Genomic DNA, 24,117 nt, shown 5'->3' with positions numbered 1-24,117 from the left:
ACCGGCCGGACGAACGGATTTCGATGACGCGCGACGACGACACGCTTTGCCAGACGGATCGCCCCTGCATCTTGTTGGTGGAGGATGATCCGCCGGTGCGCCGCTCTCTCCAGCTTCTTTTGCGGGGCAAGGGGTTCGACGTGCGGGCTTATGCTGACGGCGGCACGCTGCTGAACGATCCCACGATCGTGCAGGCCGCGTGTTTTGTGACCGATCTGCACATGGAAGGCCTGGATGGCATGGAACTGCTTGCCCGCCTGCGCGCGCGCGGCTGGCACGGGCCCGCCGTGCTAATCACCGGTTCGCCCACCCCCGGCCTCGCCGATCGCGCCGCGGCGCAAGGGTTCAGCGCGCTTATCGAAAAGCCGTTCCGCGCGAGCGCCCTCACCGAAACGGTCCAGAAATTGACGCAAGCCGCCTGAGTTTTAGCCTCAATATTGCACATTGCGTCATTTTGTATAATTTTCTCTACGCATTTCGTCATTCGGGTCGCCATTTTTGATCCAGATCAAAAGTCTCCCGGCGAACCACCGATATCCTGCCTGCAACAACCCCGCGATTCGGGAGGTCGGCATGAAGATCAGGGCACTATCCTACGTGGTCATCGACGCGGTCGATCCAACAGCCTGGGGCCGCTATGGCGAAGACGTCCTTGGCATGATGGCCATGCCGATCGGCCTCAATCTGGCGCTCAAGATGGATGCCCGCGCCGGCCGCATCCTCGTCCAGCGCGCCACCGCCAATCGCTATGCCGCCAGTGGCTGGGAACTGGCGGACCATGCCGCCTTCACCGCCGCCCTCGCCGATCTCGCGGCCGCCGGCGTCGATGTTGCGCCCGGCACGCCCACGGAAATCGCCTTTCGTCATGTGCAGGACATGGCCTGGTTCCGCGATCCTTCGGGCAACCGCCACGAAATCACCTGGGGCTATGTCAGCGATTTCCAGCGCTTCCAGTCCCCGCAGGGCGTTTCGCGCTTCATCACCGATGATCTCGGCCTTGGCCACATGGTGCTGCCCGCACCCCGCTTCGACGAAACCTGCGCCTTCCTGGCGAACGTGATGGGCTTCGGCCTGTCGGACATCCTCGTCCACCGCACCGATGGCCCCGACGGCCCGACCGCGCAGCGCATCCACTTCCTGCATTGCGGCAATGGCCGCCACCACAGCCTCGCGCTGTTCGAAGGCGAAGTACCCAGCGGCTGCGTCCATCTGATGGTCGAAGTCGACAGCATGGATGAAGTCGGCCGCGCGCAGGATCGGATGCTGCGCCACGGTGTCCGGCCGATGGCCACGCTCGGCCGCCATGTGAACGACGAAGTGACGTCCTTCTACATGGCGTCGCCGGGCGGTTTCGCGATCGAATATGGCTATGGCGGCCGCGTCATCGACTGGAACGAACACATCGTCTTCGAAAGCGCCGCCGTCAGCCTGTGGGGCCATGATTTCAGCATCGGTTTCGGCCAGCCCGCCGCGCGCGACGCATCGCTCGCCGCCTGAACGCACCAGCATCCAAGGAGAGTAAGATGAAGAACGCCACCGCCCCATCGATCGATACCGCCGATCTTGTTGCCCGGGCGCGGGATCTGGTGCCGGCGCTTCGCGCGCGCGCCGCGCAGGCCGAACAGGAGTGCCGTGTTCCGGCTGAAACCATCCGCGATTTTCAGGACGCCGGCCTGTTCCGCATCCTCCAGCCCAAAGCCTGGGGTGGGTATGAAATGGATCCCGAAACCTTCTACGCCGTCCAGATGACGCTGGCCGAAGGCTGCATGTCATCTGCCTGGGTTTATGGCGTCGTCGCGGTCCACAACTGGCAACTCGCATTGTTCGATCCGCAGGCGCAGGCGGATGTGTGGGGAGAAAATCCCGCAACACTGATCTCGTCCTCCTACATGCCCAAGGCCCAGGTAACGCCGGTCGATGGCGGCTATCGGATCAGCGGTCGCTGGGGCTTTTCCAGCGGCGTCGATCATTGCGACTGGGTGTTCCTTGGCGGGCTGGTTCCGGCTGCCGATGGCAAGGGACCACCGGACTATCGCACCTTCCTCGTCCCGCGAGCGGACTTCACCGTCCTGCCCGTGTGGGACACGCTGGGCCTGCGCGGCACCGGCAGCCATGACGTGATCGTCGAAAATGCGTTCGTCCCCGCTTATCGCAGCCATCGTTCGAAGGACGGTTTCGCGGCGACCAGCCCGGGTTTGAAGCTCAACGATGCGCCACTGTTCACCCTGCCCTTCGGCCAGATCTTCGTGCGCGCCGTTTCCTCGTCGTCGATCGGGGCATTGCAGGGCGCGCTCAACGATTTCCGCGACTATGCGACGAACAAGGTCAGCAGCAACGATTTTTCGCGCACGGCCGATGATCCGTCCGCCCAATTGATCGCCGCCGAAACCGCCGCCGCGATTGATGAAATGAAGATGACCTTGTTCCGCAATTTCGGCGTCCTGATGGATCAGGCCAAGGCTGGCCAGCCGTTCGATCTCGATCAGCGGCTGCTGTTCCGTTTCCAGTCGGGCCAGATCGTCGATCGCTGCGCGCAACTCATCTCACGGTTGTTCTACGCGTGCGGCGCGCAGGGCGTTTATCGCAGTAGCCCGATCGCGCGCGCCTTCGTCGATATCCACACCGGCCGCACCCACGTCGCCAACAACCCGGACAAGGTTGGCCGGAATTTCGGCGGCGTCCTGTTCGGCGCGGCCAACAGCGACACCTTCATCTGACACAGGCAAAGACGGATAATCAGGAGAAGATCATGGCGACGACCAAGGAATATGGCCTCGGCGAATATACCTTCCCACGCGGCTGGTTCATGATCGCGGATGCCGCGGAACTGCAGGAAAAGCCATTGGCGCTGCGTTTCTTTTCCCGCGATTTCGTGCTCTATCGTGGCCAATCCGGCCAGGTGGTGCTGATGGATGCCTACTGCCCGCACATGCGGGTCCATCTCGCCAAGAACACCACATCCTACGTCGTTCGCGATGGTCAGCAGATCGAAGGGGATTCGATCCGCTGTCCCGGCCATGGCTGGCGGTTCAACCCAGATGGCCAGTGCGACGACATTCCCTATTCCACCCACGGCATTCCCAAGGCGGCCTGCATCCCGACATACCCGGTGATCGAACGCGCGGGCTGCATCTGGATGTGGCATGACGAGGAAGGTGCAGCGCCCGATTTCGATCTGCCTGCGCTCGATGAATGGAACCAGCCCGGCTGGGTACGCTGGCGGATCGATCACCTCGACACCTTGCCGATCCATCCGCAGGAAATCGTCGATAACATGACGGATTTCGCCCACTTCATCCCCGTGCACGGCAGCACCGACATCAGCTATTTCACAAACGAATTCCGCGATCATGTCATCATGCAGCGGTTCGGCGCGGGCCACCGGACCTTGGTGACGGGCGAAGCGATGCTCGAAACCGATACCTGGTACACCGGCCCCGGGATCCTGCTGTCGCGCATGGGCGGCGAGCATCCGGCGCTGATGATGATCTGCCACACGCCCGTCGAAGATGGCGTCGTCAAGGTCTGGCACGCGGTGATGGTCAAGACCGGAGACACCAACGCGACGGCTGCCGATGAAGCGATAGCGCGCGGCTATCAGGACACCGCCCTTGCCGCCTTTTCGCAGGACTTCGAATTATGGGCTAACAAGCAGCCGGCCCTTTCGGTACTGCAAATCCCGGATGACGGACCGTTTCACAAGGGACGGATCTGGTATCGCCAGTTCTACAATCCGCGTGCTCGCGCCGGGGATTTCCATAAACGGGTGAATGGCGTGCATGTCACATGCGACACCCGCGTCCGGCAAGTTGCCTGACGCGGCTCCGCCGCGAGCAAGAGGATAACCGGATGACTGCCGAGCCGTTACCCTATGATTTGATCGGCGGCACCGATACGGTGGCCCGCCTCGTCGATCGCTTTTACGATCTGATGGAAACCGACCCGGCTTATGCGGCGCTTCGCGCGTTGCACAAGCCGGATCTGGCACCGATGCGCGCATCCTTGACCGGTTTTCTCGTCGCATGGCTCGGCGGCCCGCGCGACTGGTTCGACGCAAGGCCTGGCGCATGCGTGATGTCCGCTCATAGCGGGATCGGGATCAATGCCGACACGGCGCGCCAGTGGATCGACGCGATGGCCCGGGCAATGGCCGACAGCGGCATCGAACCCGCGCTGGCGCACCGCATTGGCGATGCTTTTGTCCAGATGGCGAGAGGCATGGCGCGCCAATAAGCGGCGCGGTCGAATTTGCTGGTGAATGACTGAAACATGCCAAAAGGGCCGTCTCACATGATGTGAAACGGCCCCCATGTCATTGGTTCAAGCCCGGAACGCTCAGAGGCGAACGCCCAGGGTCAACCTGACGGACTGGCTCTCGCCCTGATCGGCGATCGTACCCGCATAGCCGACGCCGACCTGCACGCGATCCGCCACCTGCCAACGCAGGCTGGCGTCCACCGCCGCCGCGTCTCGCGCCAGCGGTGCGCCATGGACCAGGAAAGAAGGACCGCCATTGGCGAAAGCCAGACGGCTATCCGTCGCCCGATCGGTCAGCGCGTGCTGCCAGACACCCTTTACCTGCGCGGTCAGCGGTGAATTGGCACCGAGCGCGAAGGACGCCTTGAAGCCGAGATTCGACCATATCGTGTCACGCGTCCGCTCCGCACCTTCCAACGCCAGCGTACCGCCCGTTTCGGTGAAGGCCTCGTTCTTCAGCCACAACGCATTGATGCCGGCGAACGGCTCGATCATGCCGTTGCCCAGCGGCATGGCATAGCCCAGTTCCGCAAAGGCCTGCGCCGCCTGGCCATCATATTTCGCCTTGAGCGTTTCCGAAAGCGCGACGACATTGACCTGGCGATCGGCGCGCACGTCGATCGCTGTGTGGACGGCCCCTGCCCGGACGCGCAGTTTGCCGAACGCGCCCCCGCCATAGACGCCCACATGAAGATTGCGCACGTCCGCCTGTGCGCCGCGCGCCCGGATACGGGCATCGCCGTCGGTATAGCCGCCCGCCACGCCGACACGGAAGCTGGCGAGATCGGTTTCCACGCCGGCCAGGAAACCCTGCCCGTTGCCGCTGACCGCTGCCGAATTACCGTTGCCGTCGATATCATTCCAGCTGCCGGTGACCGTCGTCCACATCTCGGTGCCGGTGCCGGCCGGACCATCGAAACGCCCGATGAGAGTGCGGCGGACATTGTCGGCATCGGCAGCCGCAAAGCTCAGCGCCGATGCGTGGGCTTCGCCCGACAGGGCGTCGAATGCCCGGCGGGCTTCAGCGGCATTCATGCCGACCAGTTCGTTGTAAAGCGCGCTGGTCGCATTGAAGGCGCCATCCACGGCTGCTGCCGTGCTGCGTTGATTGAAGGTTACGCCGACATCGGCAAAGCGCACGTCGTTGCGGGTCATCGTCAGCACCACGCCGTTGCTGGCGTAGATCAGCGCAGGTGTGAGGAAAGCAAGGTCGCTCGTTACGGCATCGAACGTGCCGGTCACGCCATCGCCCGCCACGATGATCGCGTAACTGGTGCGCGGAGCATAATCGCCGGCCGCTGCCAGAACCTGCACGGTACCGCCATCGATCGTCACGGTCTCGCTCGCAACCAGCCGGTCGCTTGCACCAGTCGCGTCGATTTCGACCTCATAGGTCGATCCGGCCTCGAACAGCACGGTCGTAGCGGCCGTCAACTGGCCGATTGAATTGCCTGGGGCCGCCGTCGCGCCGTTGCTGACGACTAGTGCGCCGACAGTGCCGTTACCGCCGATGGAGCCGCCGGCATTGACCGTGAAGCTGGAATTGACAGCCGTGCCGTTCATCGCCAGCCGCCCGCCATTCACCTGCGTGTCACCGCTATAATCGTTCACGCCCGTCAGGTTCAGTCGGCCATCGCCAGTCTTGATCAGGCCACCGGCGCCGCTGATCGCCCCCGTCAGTTCCACGGTGTGGCCGTTGGTGTCGATCAGATTGCCGGTTGCGTTCAAAAGCTGGACATTCGCGCCGGTCGCGAAGCCGGCATCCGCCGCCAGCGTGCCGCCCGACAGGACAAGCGCGCCGCCGCCAAGTGCACCGCCGTCCGACACCCGCACCGTGGAATCGCCGGTGATGCCGACGCCGCCGGCATGGTTGTTTGCTCCTGCAAGGGTTAGCGTGCCACCACCCTGAACGATCAGGCCGCCCGCACCACTCACCGCACCGTTGAGCACGACATCATGGCCGGCGGTATCGATCGCATTGGCCACACCGCCTGCAAGCTGGATGTTGGTGCCCAGCGCGAAGTCGGCTCCCGCCGCCAGCGTGCCGCCCATCAGGTTCAGCCCGCCGATGCCCAGCGCGCCGCCATCCGACACCCGCACCGTGGAATCGCCGGCAATGACCGTTCCACCGGCATAGTTGTTCGCGCCCGTCAGCACGAGCGTGCCCTGCCCCTGCACGATCAGGCCGCCATCGCCGCTGATGACACCGCTCAGCGTGCTCGCCACGCCGGCCGTGTTGATGAACGCGCCGCCATCCTGGATCGCAATCGGGTTGCTGAGAATCACGTCCGGCGAAGCGCCGCCGGTCATGCTGAGCGTGCCGCCATCAAAGGTGACGGCTTCGCCCTGCGCGGCAGCGTCGGCCAGCGTGAATTCGCCCTTGCTGGTATCGATGATACCCGATCCGCCCAGATCGGGATCGGCCTGGAAATCACCCGCGACGAAACTGATCATGCGATCGACAAGCGCACGAACGGCAGCATTGTTATTGATAGTTCCCGACGAAAAGGTGTCGACGTCGAAGTAAGTGAGCAGGCGGCCGTCGAGCGCGTTGGTCAGCGAGCCTGCACCGAAGGCCACGCCGGTGCCGACACCCGTGCCATCCGGCCCGGACGTCGTGATGAACACGCCGTTACCCGGCGTCGCCACCGTGCCTGCGGACGGGACGATCACCGGCGTGGAGCTGTCCGCCACCACGACAGCATCGCCATTGAACGGCGAGGTGACATATTGGGTCTCGATCGAATTTGGCGCGTAAGTGACATCACCACCACCTGCGGCCGTGATGAAACTGACCAGCGAATTATTGCGGTCCGCAAAGCCGGCATGCTCGCCGATCAGGAACAGGCCGCCAGCGTTCTGAAGATAGGAAAGATAGGCGCCATTGTCTTCAACACTGAGCGCATCCATGAAACGCAGGTCCCAGACCTGATCAAAATCACCGAGGCTGGAAAGCACACCGGTCGGCTGCGCAGCGAGCGTCACAGCATAGCCCGCAGTCTCAAGCCGGACCTTCAATCCATCCGTGGCATAACCGCCGATCACGACGGCTGTCTTGTCTGCCGATACCGCAAGAGCCGAAGTGGACGCCAGCGTGGCGGCAAGGACCGACGCAAAGATTTTGCCGATTTTCTTGGAATGCACGAAAAGACCCCTTTGCCCGGGGGTCCCAAATACCCCCGTGCGGGGCTTTCGTCCGAAATCAGTTAACAGAGCGGAAACAATTCACTTCCAATATATTAATTCCATATTTTTTCCTCACCCCCTGAAGCCAACAATCTGCGTCGCTTCTGGTCGCCGCGTCGGGGCCCGATTGGCGCCAGCGCGAGCGCGCCGGGGCGCTGCACAGCGCCGGCAACGTCGGTCGCTGGACGCCATGTTCAAGCGCGGACAGTCCGGTTCCCATAGGGCTGCGCTCAGTCCCCGCCTCGCTTGACACGGAGCTGACACCCGACATAATCAGAACATATAGGGAACATTTTATGAGAGAGTCGTTCGATCATCTCGCCCTGCTACGGCGGCGTGTCGCCGCTGTTGTCGGGGCGGAGCGCCCCTTGCGCGAACAGCGCTTTGCCAGCGGGCATGCTGCGTTGGATGCCGCCCTTGATGGCGGGCTGGTGCAGGGGCGGCTGCATGAGTTGTTCGCGTGTGAGCGCGATGATGGGGCGAGTGCCGCAGGGTTTGCCGCGATGCTCGCGCTGCGGACTCGGCATCGGGCGGCTGCGATCCTGTGGTTGCGGACTGATGACGCTGAGCGATGCGGCGGGCGTTTTCATGCGGCCGGTTTTGCAGAATTGGGGGGTGATCCCGATGCCTTGCTGCTCGCACTCGCGCCCGATCCGCGCGCGCTGCTTCAGAGTGCGGCGGATGCGGCGGCTTGCGTTGGACTGGGCGCGGTGGTCGTTGAATGTTGGGGCAAATTCCCGGCGCTCGATCTCACCGCAAGTCGCAGATTGGTGCTCGCGGCCGAACAATCCGGGGTGACGGTGATCCTGTTGCGGATCAATGCCAACCCCGTAGCGAGTGCCGCCGATACGCGCTGGGCGGTGCAGGCCGCGCCATCTGTTGCGCTTGAAGCCGATGCGCCCGGTCCGGCGCTGTTTGACATCGAATTGCTGCGTCGGCGGGCAGGCCCATCGGGCATGCGCTGGCGCGTGGAGTGGGACCGTGACCAATGCATCTTTCGTGAGCCGGCGTTACCTGGCGCTGTGGTTCCCCTTCCTGCCTACGGATCGGCTGCGGCGGCGCCCGCCGCAGATTTGCGCCGCAGCGCTTGAGGCCCAACCGGATGCACCGCTTGGCTTTGTCGAAAAGGTAAAAGGCGCGCTCCGGCTGTCGGCGGTCGACCGGCGCGCGCAGACGTTGGGGCTGGCCCTGGGGATCACGCTCGCCGATGCCCGCGCCCGCGTGCCCGATCTGCTCGTCTTCGAGCGCGACGACCATGCCGATCAGGATTGGCTGGAACGGATCGCCGATGGCTGCGCGCGTTATACGCCGCTGGTGGCAATCGACCCGCCCGACGGGCTGATCCTCGACATTGTAGGCTGCGCTCATCTCTTTGACGGGGAAGCCGCACTCATTGCCGATATCGAGGCGCGCTGCGCGGCGTTGGGCATGGCCCTACGGCATGCAACCGCCGCCACGCCAACGGCGGCACACGCGCTAGCGCGCTATCAGGCGCTTCCTGCGGCCGACGAAGCCTCGGCGATCCGGCGGCTGCCCGTTGCGGCACTCGGCCTTACGCCCGATGCGACGCAGGGGCTGGTGCGTGCCGGCCTCAAAAGCATCGGTGATCTCGCCACCCGGCCGATGGCGACAATCGCGGCGCGGTTTGGCGGCGATGCGGTCGATGCCCTGCGCCAGTTGCTCGGCGAGGTCGATCGGCCGATCGCGCCGCGCCGTACGCCACCGCTGGTCCTCGCCGAACGCCGCTTTGCCGAACCGATCGCCAGCACCGACTATGCACTGCGCATCCTCGGCGAGATCGCCGCCGAAGTGGGCCACCAGCTTGAGGAGCGCAAATGCGGCGGGCGTCGGTTCGAGGCAACCTTCTTCCGCAGCGATGGCCTGACCCGCATGCTGGCGATCGAGACGAGCCAGCCCACGCGCGATCCCAAGCGCGCGATGCGGCTGTTTCGCGAGCGGATCGAGACTTTGCGCGATCCGATCGATCCGGGGTTCGGCTTCGATCTGATCCGACTGGCAGTGCCGGTGATCGAACCGCTGGCGGCCGCCCAGCTCAAGCTGGAAGGGGGCGCTGCCAACGAGGCGCAACTGGCCGCGCTGGTCGATCGGCTGAGCACCCGGCTGGGACGCGATCGCGTGCGCCGGTTCGTGCCGCGCGACACGCATATCCCCGAACAGGCGCAACTTGCCCTGCCCGCGATCGACGCGAGCGCTCCCGCCTCCACCTGGCCCCTTTCCGATCCCGGTGACCCACCGATGCGCCCGCTCCACCTGTTCGATCCGCCCCAGCCGATCGAGGTGATCGCCGAGGTGCCCGATGGCCCGCCACATCGCTTCCGCTGGCGCCGCACGCTCCACGAGGTGCGCCGGTTCGAAGGCCCCGAACGGATCGCCACCGAATGGTGGCGCAGGCGCGATGGAGCCGCCGATAGGCCGGGCCTAACCCGCGATTATTATAGGATCGAGGATGTCCGCGGGCGACGCTTCTGGATCTTCCGCCATGGGCTGTACGACGAAAAGCCTGATCCCGGCTGGTATCTCCACGGGCTGTTCGCATGAGCCAGCCCTTTGCCGAACTGGTCGCCGCGACCAATTATTCCTTTCTACGCGGGGCATCGCACCCGGCGGACATGGTGGCGCGGGCGATCGAGCTTGGCATGGCCGGGATCGGGATTGCCGATCGCAACAGCGTCGCGGGCGTGGTGCGCGCCTGGGTAACGCTGGGCAAGACGCCCGCTGCCCGTCGCGGGATGATGGCGGAACTCAACTTCCGGCTAATCGTCGGCGCGCGGCTCGTCTTTGCCGATGGCACGCCCGATATCATCGCTTATCCGGCCACACGCTTTGGCTGGGGGCGGTTGACCCGGTTGCTGACCTTGGGCAACCGCCGCGCCGAAAAGGGCGATTGCATCCTGCGGTTCGATGATCTGCTCGCCCATTGCACCGATCTGCTGCTGATCGTGATGGCGGATGATAGCCATGAATTCATCCTGCGCCGGCTGGCGCGCGAGGCACCGGGCGCGGTGTGGCTGGCCGCGAGCATGCCGCGCGGCGGGCGCGATCGGCGAACGCTGGCCCAGCGCATGCATCTTAGCGTGCGGACCGGTATTCCGCTGATCGCGACCAATGATGCGCTCTATGCCAGCCCCGAACAGCGTCAGTTGCACGATATCGCCACCTGCATCCGCGAAGGCGTGACCATTCGCACGGCGGGACGCGTGCTCGCCGCCAATGCCGAACGGCATCTGAAGGCACCGGCGGAAATGGCTCGGCTGTTCAAGGACTGCCCCGAGGCGCTGGCCGAAGCCACGGCCTTGCTCGCCCGGGTTCAGTTCACGCTCGACGACCTGGCCTATGATTATCCGCATGAACCCGTGCCCGAAGGCTGGACGCCGCAGGGCTGGTTGGAACATCTGGTGATGGAGGCGGCGGACAAGCGGCATCCAGACGGGCTGCCGCCCCGCTGGCGGGCGGTGCTCGACGAGGAATTCGGCCTCATCCGCACATGCGGCTTTGCCTGCTATTTCCTGACGGTCCACGACATCGTGGTCTTCGCGCGAGCGCAGAAGCCGCCGATCCTGTGTCAGGGGCGCGGCTCTGCGGCCAATTCGCTGGTCTGTTACCTGCTCGGCATCACCGCGATCGATCCGATCGAGAATAATCTGCTGTTCACCCGCTTCCTGTCCGAAAAGCGTGGCGAACCGCCCGATATCGACGTGGATTTTGAACATGAGCGGCGCGAAGAGGTAATGCAATATGTCTATCGCCGCTATGGCCGCGAGCGCGCAGGGATTGCCGCCACGGTGATCCATTACCGCTCGCGCAGCACCATTCGCGAGGTGGGCAAGGCGCTTGGGCTATCGGAAGATGTGACCGCGCGGCTCGCCCATACCAGTTGGGGCAGTTATGCCAGCGACGTGCCCGAAGCCCGCTTCGCCGAAGCCGGGCTTGACCTCGCCAATCCCGAAATCGCGCGGTTGCAGGCGATCGTAACCCAACTTCTCGAATTTCCGCGCCACTTGTCGCAGCATGTCGGTGGCTTCGTCCTCACCGAAGATCGGCTTGATAAGACCGTGCCGATCCACAATGCGGCGATGGCGGACCGCACCTTCATCGAATGGGACAAGGACGATATCGACGCGCTGGGGCTAATGAAGGTCGATGTGCTGGCGCTCGGCATGCTCACCTGCATCCGCAAGAGCTTCGATCTGATGCGCGCCGAAGGGCTTGGCGATTACACGCTCGACAGCGTGCCCAAGGAAGACCCGGCGGTGTACGATATGCTGTGCAAGGGCGACAGCATCGGCGTGTTCCAGGTCGAAAGCCGCGCGCAGATCAACATGCTGCCACGGCTGCGCCCGAGGGAGCTTTACGATCTCGTCATCCAGGTCGCGATCGTGCGGCCGGGGCCGATCGAAGGCGATATGGTCCATCCCTATTTGCGGCGCCGCAATCTTGAGGAGCCGGCGACCCTGCCGTCGCCTGGGCCGGGCTATCCTGCCGATGAACTGAAGGACGTGCTCGGCAAGACCTTCGGCGTGCCTTTGTTCCAGGAACAGGCGATGAAGCTCGCGATCGTCGCCGCCAGTTTCACCCCCGATGAGGCCAACGGCCTGCGCCGGGCGATGGCAACCTTCCGCAATGCCGGCACGATCCATGAATATCGCGAGAAGCTGGTCGGCGGCATGGTCCGGCGCGGCTATGAGCCCGATTTTGCCGCACGCTGCTTCAAACAGATCGAGGGCTTTGGCAGCTATGGTTTCCCTGAAAGCCATGCCCAGTCGTTCGCCAAGCTCGTTTATGTCTCGGCCTGGATCAAATGCCATCATCCGGCGGTGTTCGTCTGCGCGCTGCTCAACGCTCAACCCATGGGCTTTTATGCGCCCGCGCAACTCGTCCGCGATGCCCGCGAACATGGCGTCGAGGTGCGCGGCGCGGATATTAATGCGAGCGGCTGGGACAACAGCCTTGAGCGCCGCGCCGATGGCACGCTCGCGCTGCGGCTGGGCTTCCGTCAGATTGATGGGTTCCGCGAAGGCTGGGCGGACAAGCTCGTCGCTGCGCACGGCACGGGGTTCACGCAGGTCGAGCAACTCGCCCAGCGCGCGGGGCTGCCGTCGCGCGCGCTTCAGTTGCTCGCCGATGCCGATGCCTGCGGTTCGATCGGCCTTGGGCGACGCGACGCTTTGTGGGAAGCCCGGCGCACGCCGCAGGGAACATTGCCACTGTTCGCCGCTGCGAAGGCCCCAGAACTGGCCCCGGAACCGGACGCCGCCCTCCCCCACATGCCGCTCGTCGAACAAGTCCTCACCGATTACCAGATGACCCGGCTATCGCTGAAGGGCCACCCGATGGCGTTCCTGCGCGATGTTTTCGCCCGCCAAGGCGTGCTGAGCTGCGCCGAGACGGCCGCCGCACCCAATGGCGTGATCGTCCGCACCGCCGGCATCGTCCTCATCCGCCAGCGCCCCGGCAAGGGCAACGCGATCTTCATCACCCTCGAGGACGAAAGCGGGATCACCAACGTCTTGCTCTGGGAACGCAATTTCGAACGCTATCGCCGCGCGGTGATGACCGCGCGGCTGATGCTCGTCGAAGGCGAACTCCAGCGCAGCAAGGAAGGCGTGATCCACCTGATGGCCACGCGCATCCGCGATGGCACCGCAATGCTCGATGGCCTGTCCAAAGGCGCGCCCGTCTGCCCGAAACTGGCCCATGCCGACGAGGTGACGCACCCGCAAATCCCGCGCGGCGACGGCCATCCGCGCAATATCCGCATCCTGCCAAAATCGCGGGATTTTCATTAAGGAGGCTATCGGCGCCAGCGACACTCGCGCCGATGCACTCAGATTGAACCCAAGACGCAGGCTATGCATCGTGAACAAAGGGCATCCACAGCAGTGCGGGAGTGCGGCGCTCCCGTTTAGCCGGGATGACCGCCTGGATGCCCGCGATGGCGATCTCCGCGCGGTGAAGCCCGGCCGCTGGCCGGGCTTCGACTAGTCAGAACGCCAGCGAGAAAGTTGCCTTTGTGCTGTGGTTCTGGGTGCTCGCTGCGACGTCGCCGGCATAGGCAATATCGACGCGGGCGCGCTTGGACAGGGCGAGGCTGAGGCCGATATCGGCCGAGAGCGCATTCTTTGCGACCGGCGTGCCGCCGACCTTGAAGAAATCACTATTGGTGAAGGCGAGCCGGGCTTCGGGGGTGCGATCGCCAAAGGCGTGGCGCCAGCCGGCGACGGCGCGCAGATCGGCCTGCATGCCGCCGAGGCTGAACGACTGACCGAGGCGCGCGCCGAGCGTCGTGAAGCTCGTGTTCATCGACATGTGCGCGAGGCGAAGGGCCGCGGTATCGCCGCGCTCGCGCGTTGCTTCGCTGTCGAGCGAGACATGTGCGATATTGGCGAAGGGCTCGATTGCGGTGCCCGCGAGATCGAAGCGATAGCCGATCTCCGCAAACCCCTGCGCGGTCGATGCACGGCGGCTGGCCCTGGCGGTTTCACTGAGGCCGGTGAAGCTGATCCGCCGGGTGGTATCGGCATCGTGCCAGCCAAAGGCGAAACCCGTCAGGATGCTGAAACGGCCGGTATCGGCGCCCGCGTAGAGGCCGAGATGATAGCTGTCGACCTCCGCCTCGGAACTAACCGCGCGGACGGCCACATCGCCCTTTTGCCAGCCGCCATAGAGACCGAATTGGAGTTTTTCAGCGGCGATCGCATCGACGCCCATCAGCACGCCCGCGGCATCATGCCTGATCCGGTGCGCATTGCCGTTGCCGTCCAGACGGCCCCGGTTGCCGATGCCCTGCATCCACCAGGCGACGCCGCGATCGCCATCCGCCGCAGCGCCGGCAAGCCGCATTCGATCGAGCGCGGCCGAACGAATGAAACGGCTGTCCTCGACCAGCACCGACTGGAGCGAGGCGTGGACCTCGCCCGAAAGGCTATCGAACGCGGTGCGCGCCTGATCGGCGCCGAGCATGACGACCGCGTCGAACAGCGGGTTCCCCGAATCGAGCGCCTGCACCGCGTTTGCGACGGAGCGCTGGTTGCCGTTGCGGCCGATGGTTGCGAAGTCGATGTCGTTGCGCCGCAGCGTCAGCGTCACGGCATTGGCAGAATAGCCGAGCAGGGCGTCGAGAAAGGCATAATCCGAGCTGGCGCCCGCGAACTGGCCGGTAACGCCGCCATCGGCGGTGAGGATCGTGTAGGCCACATCGCGCCGATAATTGCCGTCGAAGCCGATATGCGTGACGGTGCCGCCATTCAGGATCGCGCGGCCGGTGGCGGTGATGCGGTCGCTGGCGTCACCCGCCGCATCGACCTCGACCGCATAGGTCGAGCCAGCCTCAAAGGTGATATCGCCATTGACGGTGAGCGTGCCGATCGAATTGCCCGGCGATGCGATGCCGCCCGCGCCCACGACCATGTGGCCCAGCGTGCCATTGCCGCCGATAAAGCCGCCTTCGCCGATGCGGGTGGTGCCGCCGAGCGCACCATTGGCGATCAGCCGGCCGCCGCGCACATCGAACAGCCCGGTGAAGGCCGCATTGTTGCCGGTCAGTTCGAGCCGGTGGCCGCCGTCGATCGCGAGCGTGCCTGCGCCGCTGAGGCTGCCGGCGTAGCTGCCCGCATCGGCCTGATTGAAGACCAGCGTGGCCCCCGCTGCAATCGCGGCATCACCGGTGAAGGCCTGCGTGCTGGTGACGAGCGAGCCTTCCTTGATCGACCAGTCGAGCGAAGAGGTGCCGGTGAGCGTGAGGCTGCCCGCGCCGCGCTTGATCATCGTGCCGTCGACGCCGCCCGATCCGGCGATGCTGCCGGCAAAGCGCGCATCGCCTGCCTGGTCGAAGATGACCGTGCCCGCATTCGCGATGTTGCCGCGGATCGCGGTGGTGTTGCCGATGAGCGTGCCGCCTTCGACGAAGGTGTTGCCGCTATAGCTGTTGGCGCCGGTGAGGATGAGCGTGCCGCGATCAGCCTTGACCAGATCGCCCGCGCCGGTGAGCACCGAGCCGATCGTCGTGGTGATACCGGCGCCTGCGGCTGAAGCGTCACCGACGCGAATTACCGTGCGGCCGCCGCTGCCGGCGAGCGCGAGGGCATCGCCCACAAGGCTGTAGCCGTCGGAGGCGAACTGCATTCCGGTGACCGACAGCGCGCCCGCGCTGTCGTCAAGCGTGACCGCGCCGCCATTGCCCTGGAAGACGGCAAAGCCCGGATTGGGCCTGATCGCGCCGTTGACCGCGCCTTCGGCGCCCGTCCACATGCGGCCGGTGGCGGTCCAGATGCCCGCACCACCATCGACCACGCCATTGTCATGGAGCGCGGTGTTCGTACCGTCCCAGAACAACAGGTCAGCGCCAGCCGAGGAGACGAGGTTGACCCGGCCTGGCGCCGCGGTCTGGATCACCAGGTCGTCCGCCGCGATGCCCGAAGGCAGGGCGCCCAGTGCGAGTCCATTGTCGGTGAGCGTGCCGCCATAATCGAACAGGCGGTAGACGCCCGCGCCAAAGCCGCCAGCATCGCTGATGTTGAGCGTGCCGTCGAGCACGAGGTCGCCGGTCACGTCGAACAACGCATTGGCCGAAGGCGTGCCCAATTGCACGACGACGTTGGCATCGCTGCCGAGCACAAGGCTGTCGATGCCGAGCGTGTCGCCCGCGCGGCCGACCAGCGTCCCGGAACCGGAGATATCCACGGCGCCCACATGGCCCGCACCTTCGAGCGATGCGCCGTTGCCGATCGCGAGGCTGCCGCCGAGCGCACCATCGACGCGCAATGTGCCAACGTGCACGGTGGTGGCCCCGGCAAAGCCCGCGCTATCACCGGTCAGCGTCAGGCGGGCCGAACCATATTGATGGAGCGCGCCGGTGCCCGAAAGCGCGCCACCGAAAGTTGCGGCATCGGTGCGGTTGAAGGCCAGCGTGCCGTTGTTGGTGACATTGCCCGTGAGCGTGCCCGTGGTGCCACCATTGCCGATCTGCAGCGTGCCGCCGGTGATGGTGGTGCCGCCGGTATAGCTGTTGGTGCCGGTGAAGATCGTCGTGCCGCTGAGTTGATGGACGCTGCCGGTGCCCGTGATCGGCGAGGCGAAGACATAACCGTTACCGACATGGTTGAAGTTGATCCGGCTGTTGATGCCGTTCGCCAAATTGATCGAGCTTGCGGAAACCGTGCCCGCGATATTGGCGAGTTCACCAGCGGCTGCACCGATATTGAGCGTTCCCGCACCCTGATTGCCCACGGTGAGGACGCCGCTGTTCGTCCATGCCGATCCGGCGCCCGTCACGGTTACGGTGCCCGATGCGCTGGCCGCGTTGCCGAGGACGGTGGAAGCCGTGGAAACGGCGCCGCCACCGGAAATGGTGAGCGCGCCCGTGCCGTTCTCACCGACGTAAAGGAGGTTGTCGACACGCCAGCTGGAACCGGTGCCGTTGACGAGGACCGCGCCGTTGCTGCCGTTCGAGACACCGATTGACGCCGTATCGCCCACGGTGACCGTGCCGCCATTGGAAATGGTGAGCGCGCCCTGATCGCCCCGGCCGATCTCGAGGCCGAAGGTGTTTGTCCAGGTCGATCCCGCGCCGGTGACGAGCGCTGCGGCACTGTCGGAATAGAAATTATCGATATTGCCGCGGTAATTGGAGAAGGTGCCGCCATCGGCGATCATCAGCGTACCGCGGCGGACGACGGTGGCGCCGTCAATCGCGCTGTGGCCCGTGAAGATCGTATCCCCGCTGCCCATCAGGGTGAGCGCGCCGGTGCCCGTCATCGCGCCGGCATAGCTGAACATGCCGGAACGATTGATGAGGATATCGGCATTGTTGACGATGTTGCCGGAAATGCTTCCGTTCGTTCCGCCGCTGCCGATCACCAGAGTACCGTCGGATACGGTGGTGCCCCCGCTATGGGTGGCGCTGCCCGTCAGGGTCAGTGAACCCGCGCCCGATTTCACCAAAGCTCCCGAACCAGTGAGGGATTCCCCATAGAGGATCGAATTGGAACGATTGAAGACCAGGGTGGCATTGTTGACGATGTCGCCCGCAATGCTGCCCGTTGTGCCACCGTCACCGATCTGCAGCGTGCCGCCGGAAATGGTGGTGCCGCCGGTATAGGTGTTCGCACCGGTGAGGATCAGCCTGCCCGCGCCGGTTTTGGTCAGCGCGGTGGCGCTGGTGCCATCGATCAGTTCGGAGGCGATGGTTGCGGAAATGCTGTTATCGACCTGGACTGTCGCGGCGCTGCCCGTGGCCGGATCGAAGCGCAGCACACCGCCGGTCAGGAGGTAGCCGTTGGTGGAGAATTGCAGCGTATCGAACGCCTGCGTGCCCTGCACGGTGACAGTGCCGCCCGCCGTGCCGCCGAAGATGCCGACCGATCCGCCCCACTGGGTGTTGATCCCTGCCTGACCCGGCTGGCCGGTCCAGTTCGTGCCGGTGCCGTTCCAGATGCCGGTGCCGCCATCGACGGTGCCGTTGCCGGTGGCGTCTACCCCATCCCAGAACTGCATGGTCTGCCCCGCGCCGAGGATGGCGATGTTCACCTGACCGGGAATGAATGTCTCGATCCGCGCCTGATCGACCGCAAAGCTGCTTCCGGCGGTATCAACCGTGGCGAAGCCGCCCGCAAGCGCGCCGCCATAGTTGAACAGGCGATAATAGCCCGCGGCCCCGGCCTGTGCTTTGAGCGTGCCGCCAAGCGTGAGATCATTCGTGACGTTGACGAGATCGTTGCCGCCTGCGCCTGTGCCGCCGGCGACACCCGGGCCATTGAGTTCGAAGACCGAGGTCGATCCTGCATTCAGCGTGAGCGCGCCGACATTCAGGGTGCCCGGGCTGTTGCCGGCGGAGAGCGTTGCGCCGCTCAGGATGCTGACCGCGCCGCCGATGCTGCCCGATCCGCCAAGCGTGGCGCCGGTATTGACCGTGACGGCGGTGTTACCCAGCGCCCCGTTGACGCTGAGCGTGCCGCCATTGATGGTCGTCGTACCGGCAAAGGTGCCGTTGCCGGTGAGGATGAGGGTGCCCGCGCCAGATTTTGTGAGCGTGCCGATGCCGGAGATCGCGCCAGCGACGGTCGACGTGCCGCTATTGTCGAAGGCGAGTGTTGCGGCGGCGCTGATCGAGACGGCGCCGCTGCCCAACGAACCGTCATGGACCGCCAATGTGCCACCCGTGATCGTCGTCGCGCCCGAATAGTTATTGGTGCCGGTGAGGGTGAGAGTCCCCGCGCCGGCCTTGGCGAGCGCGCCGGTGCCGGAGATGTTACCGCCATAGACGATGCTGTCGCTGCGATTGAAGGCCAGCCCGGCATTGTTGGTGATATTGCCCGCAATGCTGCCGGTCGTTCCGCCATTGCCGATCTGCAGCGTGCCGCCGGAAATGGTGGTGCCGCCGCCATGGCTGTTCGCACCGGTGAGAGTGAGCGCGCCCGCGCCGCTCTTGATGAGCGTGCCGCTGCCGGTGATGGCGTCGCCATAGACGATGCTGTCGCTGCGATTGAAGGCCAGCCCGGCATTGTTGGTGATGTCCCCCACGATGCTGCCCGTCGTGCCGCCATCGCCGATCTGCAGCGTGCCACCGGAGATGAACGTGCCGCCGGCATAGGTGTTCGTGCCCGGTGAGGGTGAGGGTGCCCGCGCCGGATTTGGATAGCGCGCCGGTGCCGGAGATATCGCCGCCATAGGCGATGGCGTTGCTGCGAAAGAAGGCGAGCCAGCCATGGTTGGTAATGTCCCCGGCGATGCTGCCTGTCGTGCCGCCGCCGCCGATCTGCAGCGCGCCGTCAGAGATGGTGGTACCGCCGCTAAAGTTGTTCGCGCCAGTGAGGACCAGCGCACCTGCGCCGGATTTGGTGAGGCGCGCCGCTGCCGGTGATGGCGCCGCCATAGATCATGTCGTCGCTGCGGTTGAAGGATCAGTGCGGCATTGTTGATGATGTTGCCCGCAATGCTGCCCGTCGTGCCGCCAGCCCCGATCTGCAGCGTGCCGCCGGAAATGGTGGTGCCGCCGCCAAAGTTGTTCGCGCCAGTGAGGACCAGCGCACCTGCACCGGCCTTGGTGAGCGTGCCGCTGCCGGTGATGGCGCCGCCATAGCTTGACGCGTCGCTGCGATTGAAGGCGAGCCCGGCGTTGTTGACGATATTGCCGGTAATGCTTCCGGTTGTGCCGCCATTGCCGATTTGCAGCGTTCCCGCGCTGATCGTCGTGACACCGGAAAAAGTGTTCGCGCCGGTAAGGGTGAGGGTGTTCGTGCCAACCTTGGTAAGTGCGCCGATGCCCGTGATCTGGTTGGACAGGGTGGCATTGCCGCTATGGTCGAGGGTCAGCGTTCCGCCGTCAATCGCGATAGCGCCGCGGATATCGGGGGCTGCGCTGTCGAAAGCCAGCCTGTTGCTGCCGCCGGTGAAGGTGATCGCATTGCCGCGCGCAGCTTCGTTGCCCGTTTGCCCGCCGGCAAATCCGCCCGCGATCGCGCCGCCGGCGCCAAGGGTGATATCCAGATTGCCGCCATAGATGCCGACGCCGCCCGCTCCATGTGATGCGCCGCCGCCGCCGCCCGCCGCGCCGCCATCGCCGCCCTGAATTGCCGCGTCAATGGTGAGCGCCTTGAGCTGGCTGTCATCGGTGAAAAGCAGGCCGATGCCGCCCGAGCCGCCCGAGCCGCCCTGGCCGGGCCAGACACTCCGTCCGGCCCCATTTCCACCCGCGCCGCCATGGCCGCCCGTGATAGTGCTGGCAATAGCGCCGGAGACATTGGCCCCTGTGATGACGGCACCGTAACCACCAGCGCCGCCGCCGCCGCCGCCGGCACCATCGTTGACCATTCCACCATTGCCATGGCCCCCGGCGCCTCCATTTGTGCCGGCCGCCGCCGCGACCGGAAGACCTGTATTGACGAGGCCATGAACACCGCCGCTTCCGCCGCTTCCGCTGGATGAACCAAAAGCACCGTTGCTGTGGCCTCCGCCACCCGCACCGCCAACTGTCTCACCCGCGCCGCCGCCGCCGCCGCCGCCGAAGTGATAGCTACTGCTAGACCCTGAACTGCCGTTACCACCAACCCCGATGGGGTTATCGACCCCGCCGCTGCCGCCCGATTGCCCCTCAGCAGGTACACCACCGCCAGCTCCGCCATTTGCCAGCGCGGACGTGGCAAGGCTGAACGAGACCAGCACGAGCGCGGTGGAGCGGAGCAGCATCGTCGCAGATGTGCGGCCAGCGTGATTGCGACGAAGACGAAGATGCGTCACCGGTATTCCCCTAAATATCAATCCCGATCACGCGGCCCGGATGTACCTCGGGGCCCCGTGATGCTCAGTCAGTCATTTTTCGTGTTCCCCCTGCACGCGGCGGCGAGAGGCAAAGCGAAGTAGAATGATTTTGTTTATTTATAGACGCTTATTCTTAATTTTTGCTCAATCCGCATCGCCGTCTTCAATCGCCTTGAACCCGCCCGGGTCTGCCGGAGACCCCAACTTCTGGGTAAGGGGAGCCGATAGGAGCAAGAAGACGCACAAGTTCGCGCCTGAAGGCGACGAGCATGAGGTGTGACTGCTGGATTGTCCGGCGTCAGCACCCATGGCACAGATTAGGGGTTGAGATTTAAGGAGGGTTTGGGCTTCGTCGTAGTGACGAAGGAACGCAGATGAAGCCCAAACCCTCCTTGCGAAAATCGCCGACGAAGGCCTCTGCCGAAGCCGTGGTGAAAGACATTCGCCGACAGACGCGGCGGCATTTCTCAGCCGAAGACAAGATCCGCATCGTGCTTGACGGACTGCGCGGCGAGGACAGCATCGCCGAGCTGTGCCGGCTCGAAGGCATTGCCCAGAGCCTCTACTACACCTGGTCGAAGGAGTTCATGGAAGCCGGCAAGCGCCGTCTTGCCGGTGACACCGCCCGCAGTGCAACGACGGGCGAGGTTCAGGACCTGCGCCGCGAAGCCCGTGCCCTGAAGGAATGCGTGGCCGACCTGACGCTCGAGAACCGTCTTCTGAAAAAAAGCATGATTGCGGATGGGGGCGACGACGAATGAGCTATCCCGCATCCGAGAAGCTGGAGATCATCCGGATCGTCGAGCAGTCGCACCTGCCGGCCAAGCGCACGCTGGACAAACTCGGCATTCCCCGCCGGACGTTCTACCGCTGGTACGACCGCTATCTCGAGGGCGGGCCGGAGGCGCTGGAGGATCGCCCCTCGGCGCCGAGCCGGGTGTGGAACCGCATCACCGAGGATATCCGCGCGCAGATCGTCGAGATGGCGCTTGATGCAACCGAGCTTTCCCCTCGCGAACTGGCGGTGCGCTTCACCGACGAGAAGCGTTACTTTGTGTCGGAAGCCACGGTTTACCGCCTCTTGAAAGCGCACGACCTGATCACCAGTCCGGCCTACACCGTGATCAAGGCCGCCGACCAGTTCCACACGAAGACCACCCGGCCAAACGAGATGTGGCAGACAGACTTCACCTACTTCAAGATCATCGGGTGGGGCTGGATGTACCTCTCGACCGTGCTCGACGACTTCTCGCGCTACATCATTGCCTGGAAGCTGTGCACCAACATGCGCGCCGAGGACGTCATCGACACGCTCGACCTCGCCCTAGCGGCTTCCGGCTGCGATCATGCCACGGTGCTGCACAAGCCGCGGCTGCTCAGCGACAACGGCCCCAGCTATATCGCCGGTGAACTGGCCGAGTACATCCAGGCCAACAAGATGAGCCATGTGCGTGGTGCCCCATGCCATCCGCAGACCCAGGGCAAGATCGAGCGCTGGCACCAGACCTTGAAGAACCGCATCCTGCTGGAAAACTACTTCCTGCCCGGCGACCTCGAGGCCCAGATCGAGGCCTTCGTCGAACACTACAACCACCGACGTTACCATGAGAGCCTGGCCAACGTGACACCCGTCGACGCCTACTTCGGCAGGGCTGCGGCCATCCTCAAACAACGCGAAAGGATCAAGCGACAGACGATCGAATATCGACGCTTGCAGCACCGCAAGCTCGCCGCCTAACATCAAACCCCAGACGAGGCCCGCACTCCGCTATTTTACGCCGCGATCTGTGCCAAATGTTTCGACGACGGACATGCTGGATCATTTTAGCCGGTTGACCGGGCGCAGGATCTGCGGGCGATTGCGCGGGCGGGTTCTGGGCAGGCCTCTGACCGATAGCGGGATTGTCCCGCGGTCCTTGGCGGCGCAGACACAAAAAGCGCCTGCGGACGGATCCGAGGCGCTGTGGCATATTGTGAGGTTGTGGGTGTTGGTTGCGGGGACAGGATTTGAACCTGTGACCTTCAGGTTATGAGCCTGACGAGCTACCGGGCTGCTCCACCCCGCGCCAACACGAACGGCCGCCTTTGTGTGGCGGCCGGGTTCTCCGCAAGGGAGAGACATGTAAATGGGTTCGGGAACATCCATGCTGCGCCGGCTTCAAAGCCTGGCGACGACCTACTCTTCCATTACTTAAGCAATAGTACCATCGGCGCTGTCTGGTTTCACGGCCGAGTTCGGGATGGGATCGGGTGGGTCACAGACGCTATGGTCACCAAGCTATGGAGCGGGCGCAGCGGGATGTTCTAGAAATCGTGCAAGCTTACTGTTGCTGATGATCATCCGCATCAGATGACAGGCTCAGTGCTGTCATTGATGGTGGGACTCTCAAAGCGCGAATAGAGCAATTAGTATCGGTTAGCTCCATGGATTACTCCACTTCCACATCCGATCTATCAACGTCGTGGTCTTCGACGGCTCTATGATATCTTATCTCGAGGGAGGCTTCCCGCTTAGATGCTTTCAGCGGTTATCCCGTCCGTACATAGCTACCCTGCTGCGCTCTTGGCAGAACGACAGGTCCACCAGAGGTACGTTCAACCCGGTCCTCTCGTACTAGGGTCAACTCCTCTCAAATATCGACGCCCACGGCAGATAGGGACCAAACTGTCTCGCGACGTTCTGAACCCAGCTCACGTACCACTTTAATTGGCGAACAGCCAAACCCTTGGGACCTGCTCCAGCCCCAGGATGTGATGAGCCGACATCGAGGTGCCAAACAACCCCGTCGATATGAGCTCTTGGGGGTTATCAGCCTGTTATCCCCGGCGTACCTTTTATCCGTTGAGCGATGGCCCTTCCACGAGGGACCACCGGATCACTATGACCGACTTTCGTCTCTGCTCGACTTGTCAGTCTCGCAGTCAGGCTGGCTTATGCCATTGCACTCTAACAGCCGGTTTCCAACCGGCCTGAGCCAACCTTCGCGCGCCTCCGTTACTCTTTAGGAGGCGACCGCCCCAGTCAAACTACCCGCCACAGAGGGTCCCTGAACCAGTTTCATGGTTCGAGGTTAGACATCAGAAAACAACAGGGTGGTATTTCACCTATGGCTCCACATCGGCTGGCGCCAATGCTTCAAAGCCTCCCACCTATGCTACACAGTTCTTTCCTAATGCCACTCTGAAGCTGCAGTAAAGGTGCACGGGGTCTTTCCGTCTAACCGCGGGTACTCCGCATCTTCACGGAGAATTCAATTTCGCTGAGCATGTACTGGAGACAGTGGGGAAGTCGTTACGCCATTCGTGCAGGTCGGAACTTACCCGACAAGGAATTTCGCTACCTTAGGACCGTTATAGTTACGGCCGCCGTTTACCTGGGCTTCATTTCGGAGCTTGCAC

General features: G+C 64.1%; 11 protein-coding genes, 1 tRNA gene, 2 rRNA genes and 2 pseudogenes (1 of these 16 only partly in view). 9 read left to right on the top strand and 7 right to left on the bottom strand.

All coding sequences use genetic code 11. The features are described from left to right. Window positions 1-23 precede the first annotated feature (23 nt). The 5 genes from KC8_RS16390 to KC8_RS16370 all read left to right on the top strand — a co-directional run bounded on the left by KC8_RS16390 (window position 24) and on the right by KC8_RS16370 (window position 4,233). Window positions 24-422 carry a response regulator transcription factor gene (locus KC8_RS16390; RefSeq protein WP_010125673.1) on the top strand — a complete coding sequence of 133 codons (399 nt, stop codon included), beginning with the start codon at window positions 24-26 and terminating at the stop codon, window positions 420-422. 151 nt (window positions 423-573) lie between these two features. Continuing rightward, on the top strand, window positions 574-1,497 hold the full coding sequence (locus KC8_RS16385; protein ID WP_037496231.1) for a VOC family protein: 924 nt from the start codon (window positions 574-576) through the stop codon (window positions 1,495-1,497). Window positions 1,498-1,523: 26 nt separating this feature from the next. After that, entirely contained in the window at window positions 1,524-2,717 is a 1,194-nt protein-coding gene (locus KC8_RS16380) for a flavin-dependent monooxygenase (RefSeq protein ID WP_010125670.1), read from the top strand. A gap of 32 nt (window positions 2,718-2,749) precedes the next feature. Further along, window positions 2,750-3,817: a Rieske 2Fe-2S domain-containing protein gene (locus KC8_RS16375; protein WP_010125669.1), complete on the top strand. Its 1,068-nt coding sequence runs from the start codon at window positions 2,750-2,752 to the stop codon at window positions 3,815-3,817. Between the two features lie 32 nt (window positions 3,818-3,849). Then, window positions 3,850-4,233, top strand: a complete 384-nt coding sequence (locus KC8_RS16370; RefSeq protein ID WP_010125668.1) for a group II truncated hemoglobin — start codon at window positions 3,850-3,852, stop codon at window positions 4,231-4,233. Window positions 4,234-4,335: 102 nt separating this feature from the next. On the opposite strand, the gene KC8_RS16365 is transcribed toward KC8_RS16370, so the two are convergent. After that, entirely contained in the window at window positions 4,336-7,401 is a 3,066-nt protein-coding gene (locus KC8_RS16365) for an autotransporter outer membrane beta-barrel domain-containing protein (RefSeq protein ID WP_010125666.1), read from the bottom strand. A 338-nt stretch (window positions 7,402-7,739) separates the two neighbouring features. Here KC8_RS16365 and KC8_RS16360 point away from each other — a divergent pair, with 338 nt between their 5' ends. The 3 genes from KC8_RS16360 to KC8_RS16350 are packed head-to-tail and all read left to right on the top strand — an operon-like array spanning window position 7,740 to window position 13,250. After that, complete coding sequence (locus tag KC8_RS16360) at window positions 7,740-8,534, top strand: ImuA family protein (RefSeq protein ID WP_010125664.1); 795 nt, start codon at window positions 7,740-7,742, stop codon at window positions 8,532-8,534. Continuing rightward, a complete protein-coding gene (locus tag KC8_RS16355) occupies window positions 8,443-10,002 on the top strand; it encodes a Y-family DNA polymerase (RefSeq protein WP_010125662.1) in 1,560 nt (519 codons plus the stop codon). The genes KC8_RS16360 and KC8_RS16355 overlap by 92 nt, the downstream gene beginning before the upstream one ends. Then, complete coding sequence (locus tag KC8_RS16350) at window positions 9,999-13,250, top strand: error-prone DNA polymerase (RefSeq protein WP_010125660.1); 3,252 nt, start codon at window positions 9,999-10,001, stop codon at window positions 13,248-13,250. The genes KC8_RS16355 and KC8_RS16350 overlap by 4 nt, the downstream gene beginning before the upstream one ends. A gap of 196 nt (window positions 13,251-13,446) precedes the next feature. Here the strand turns inward: KC8_RS16350 and KC8_RS20130 are convergent, their stop codons facing one another. The 3 genes and pseudogenes from KC8_RS20130 to KC8_RS20670 all read right to left on the bottom strand — a co-directional run. Further along, the gene (locus KC8_RS20130; protein WP_443026360.1) at window positions 13,447-19,128 is read right to left on the bottom strand and encodes an autotransporter domain-containing protein; all 5,682 of its coding nucleotides are present in this window, start codon (window positions 19,126-19,128) and stop codon (window positions 13,447-13,449) included. Beyond that, window positions 19,079-19,333 (bottom strand): annotated as a pseudogene (locus KC8_RS20675) (autotransporter-associated beta strand repeat-containing protein); the annotation flags it as partial. The gene KC8_RS20130 and the pseudogene KC8_RS20675, both read right to left, overlap by 50 nt. A 95-nt stretch (window positions 19,334-19,428) precedes the next feature. Further along, window positions 19,429-20,271, bottom strand: a pseudogene (locus KC8_RS20670) (autotransporter-associated beta strand repeat-containing protein); the annotation flags it as partial. A gap of 821 nt (window positions 20,272-21,092) precedes the next feature. Between KC8_RS20670 and KC8_RS16340 the strand changes: the two are divergent. Then, a protein-coding gene (locus KC8_RS16340) for an IS3 family transposase (protein WP_138956601.1) occupies window positions 21,093-22,456 on the top strand; the annotation gives its coding sequence in 2 pieces (ribosomal slippage) (window positions 21,093-21,440 and window positions 21,443-22,456; 1,362 coding nt in all). A gap of 251 nt (window positions 22,457-22,707) precedes the next feature. Here KC8_RS16340 and KC8_RS16335 read toward each other — a convergent pair. The 3 genes from KC8_RS16335 to KC8_RS16325 form a co-directional block, all read right to left on the bottom strand. Beyond that, a tRNA-Met gene (locus tag KC8_RS16335) sits at window positions 22,708-22,784 on the bottom strand. A gap of 97 nt (window positions 22,785-22,881) precedes the next feature. Next, window positions 22,882-22,996: ribosomal RNA gene (gene rrf, locus KC8_RS16330) — 5S ribosomal RNA — on the bottom strand. A gap of 109 nt (window positions 22,997-23,105) precedes the next feature. Continuing rightward, window positions 23,106-24,117: ribosomal RNA gene (locus tag KC8_RS16325) — 23S ribosomal RNA — on the bottom strand (it continues 1,778 nt past the right edge of the window).

It is taken from the genome of Sphingomonas sp. KC8 (assembly GCF_002151445.1).
GTDB lineage: Bacteria > Pseudomonadota > Alphaproteobacteria > Sphingomonadales > Sphingomonadaceae > Sphingomonas_E.
Note: the sequence above shows the minus strand (reverse complement) of the source record. Positions and strands in the feature narration are given on the sequence as shown.

Coding starts and splice junctions, on each gene's coding strand:
- KC8_RS16370 (WP_010125668.1), top strand. CDS start 3,850: ATGACTGCCGAGCCGTTACCCTATGATTTGATCGGCGGCACCGATACG.
- KC8_RS16375 (WP_010125669.1), top strand. CDS start 2,750: ATGGCGACGACCAAGGAATATGGCCTCGGCGAATATACCTTCCCACGC.
- KC8_RS16350 (WP_010125660.1), top strand. CDS start 9,999: ATGAGCCAGCCCTTTGCCGAACTGGTCGCCGCGACCAATTATTCCTTT.
- KC8_RS16360 (WP_010125664.1), top strand. CDS start 7,740: ATGAGAGAGTCGTTCGATCATCTCGCCCTGCTACGGCGGCGTGTCGCC.
- KC8_RS16385 (WP_037496231.1), top strand. CDS start 574: ATGAAGATCAGGGCACTATCCTACGTGGTCATCGACGCGGTCGATCCA.
- KC8_RS20130 (WP_443026360.1), bottom strand. CDS start 19,128: ATGGCGGCGATATCTCCGGCACCGGCGCGCTATCCAAATCCGGCGCGG.
- KC8_RS16380 (WP_010125670.1), top strand. CDS start 1,524: ATGAAGAACGCCACCGCCCCATCGATCGATACCGCCGATCTTGTTGCC.
- KC8_RS16390 (WP_010125673.1), top strand. CDS start 24: ATGACGCGCGACGACGACACGCTTTGCCAGACGGATCGCCCCTGCATC.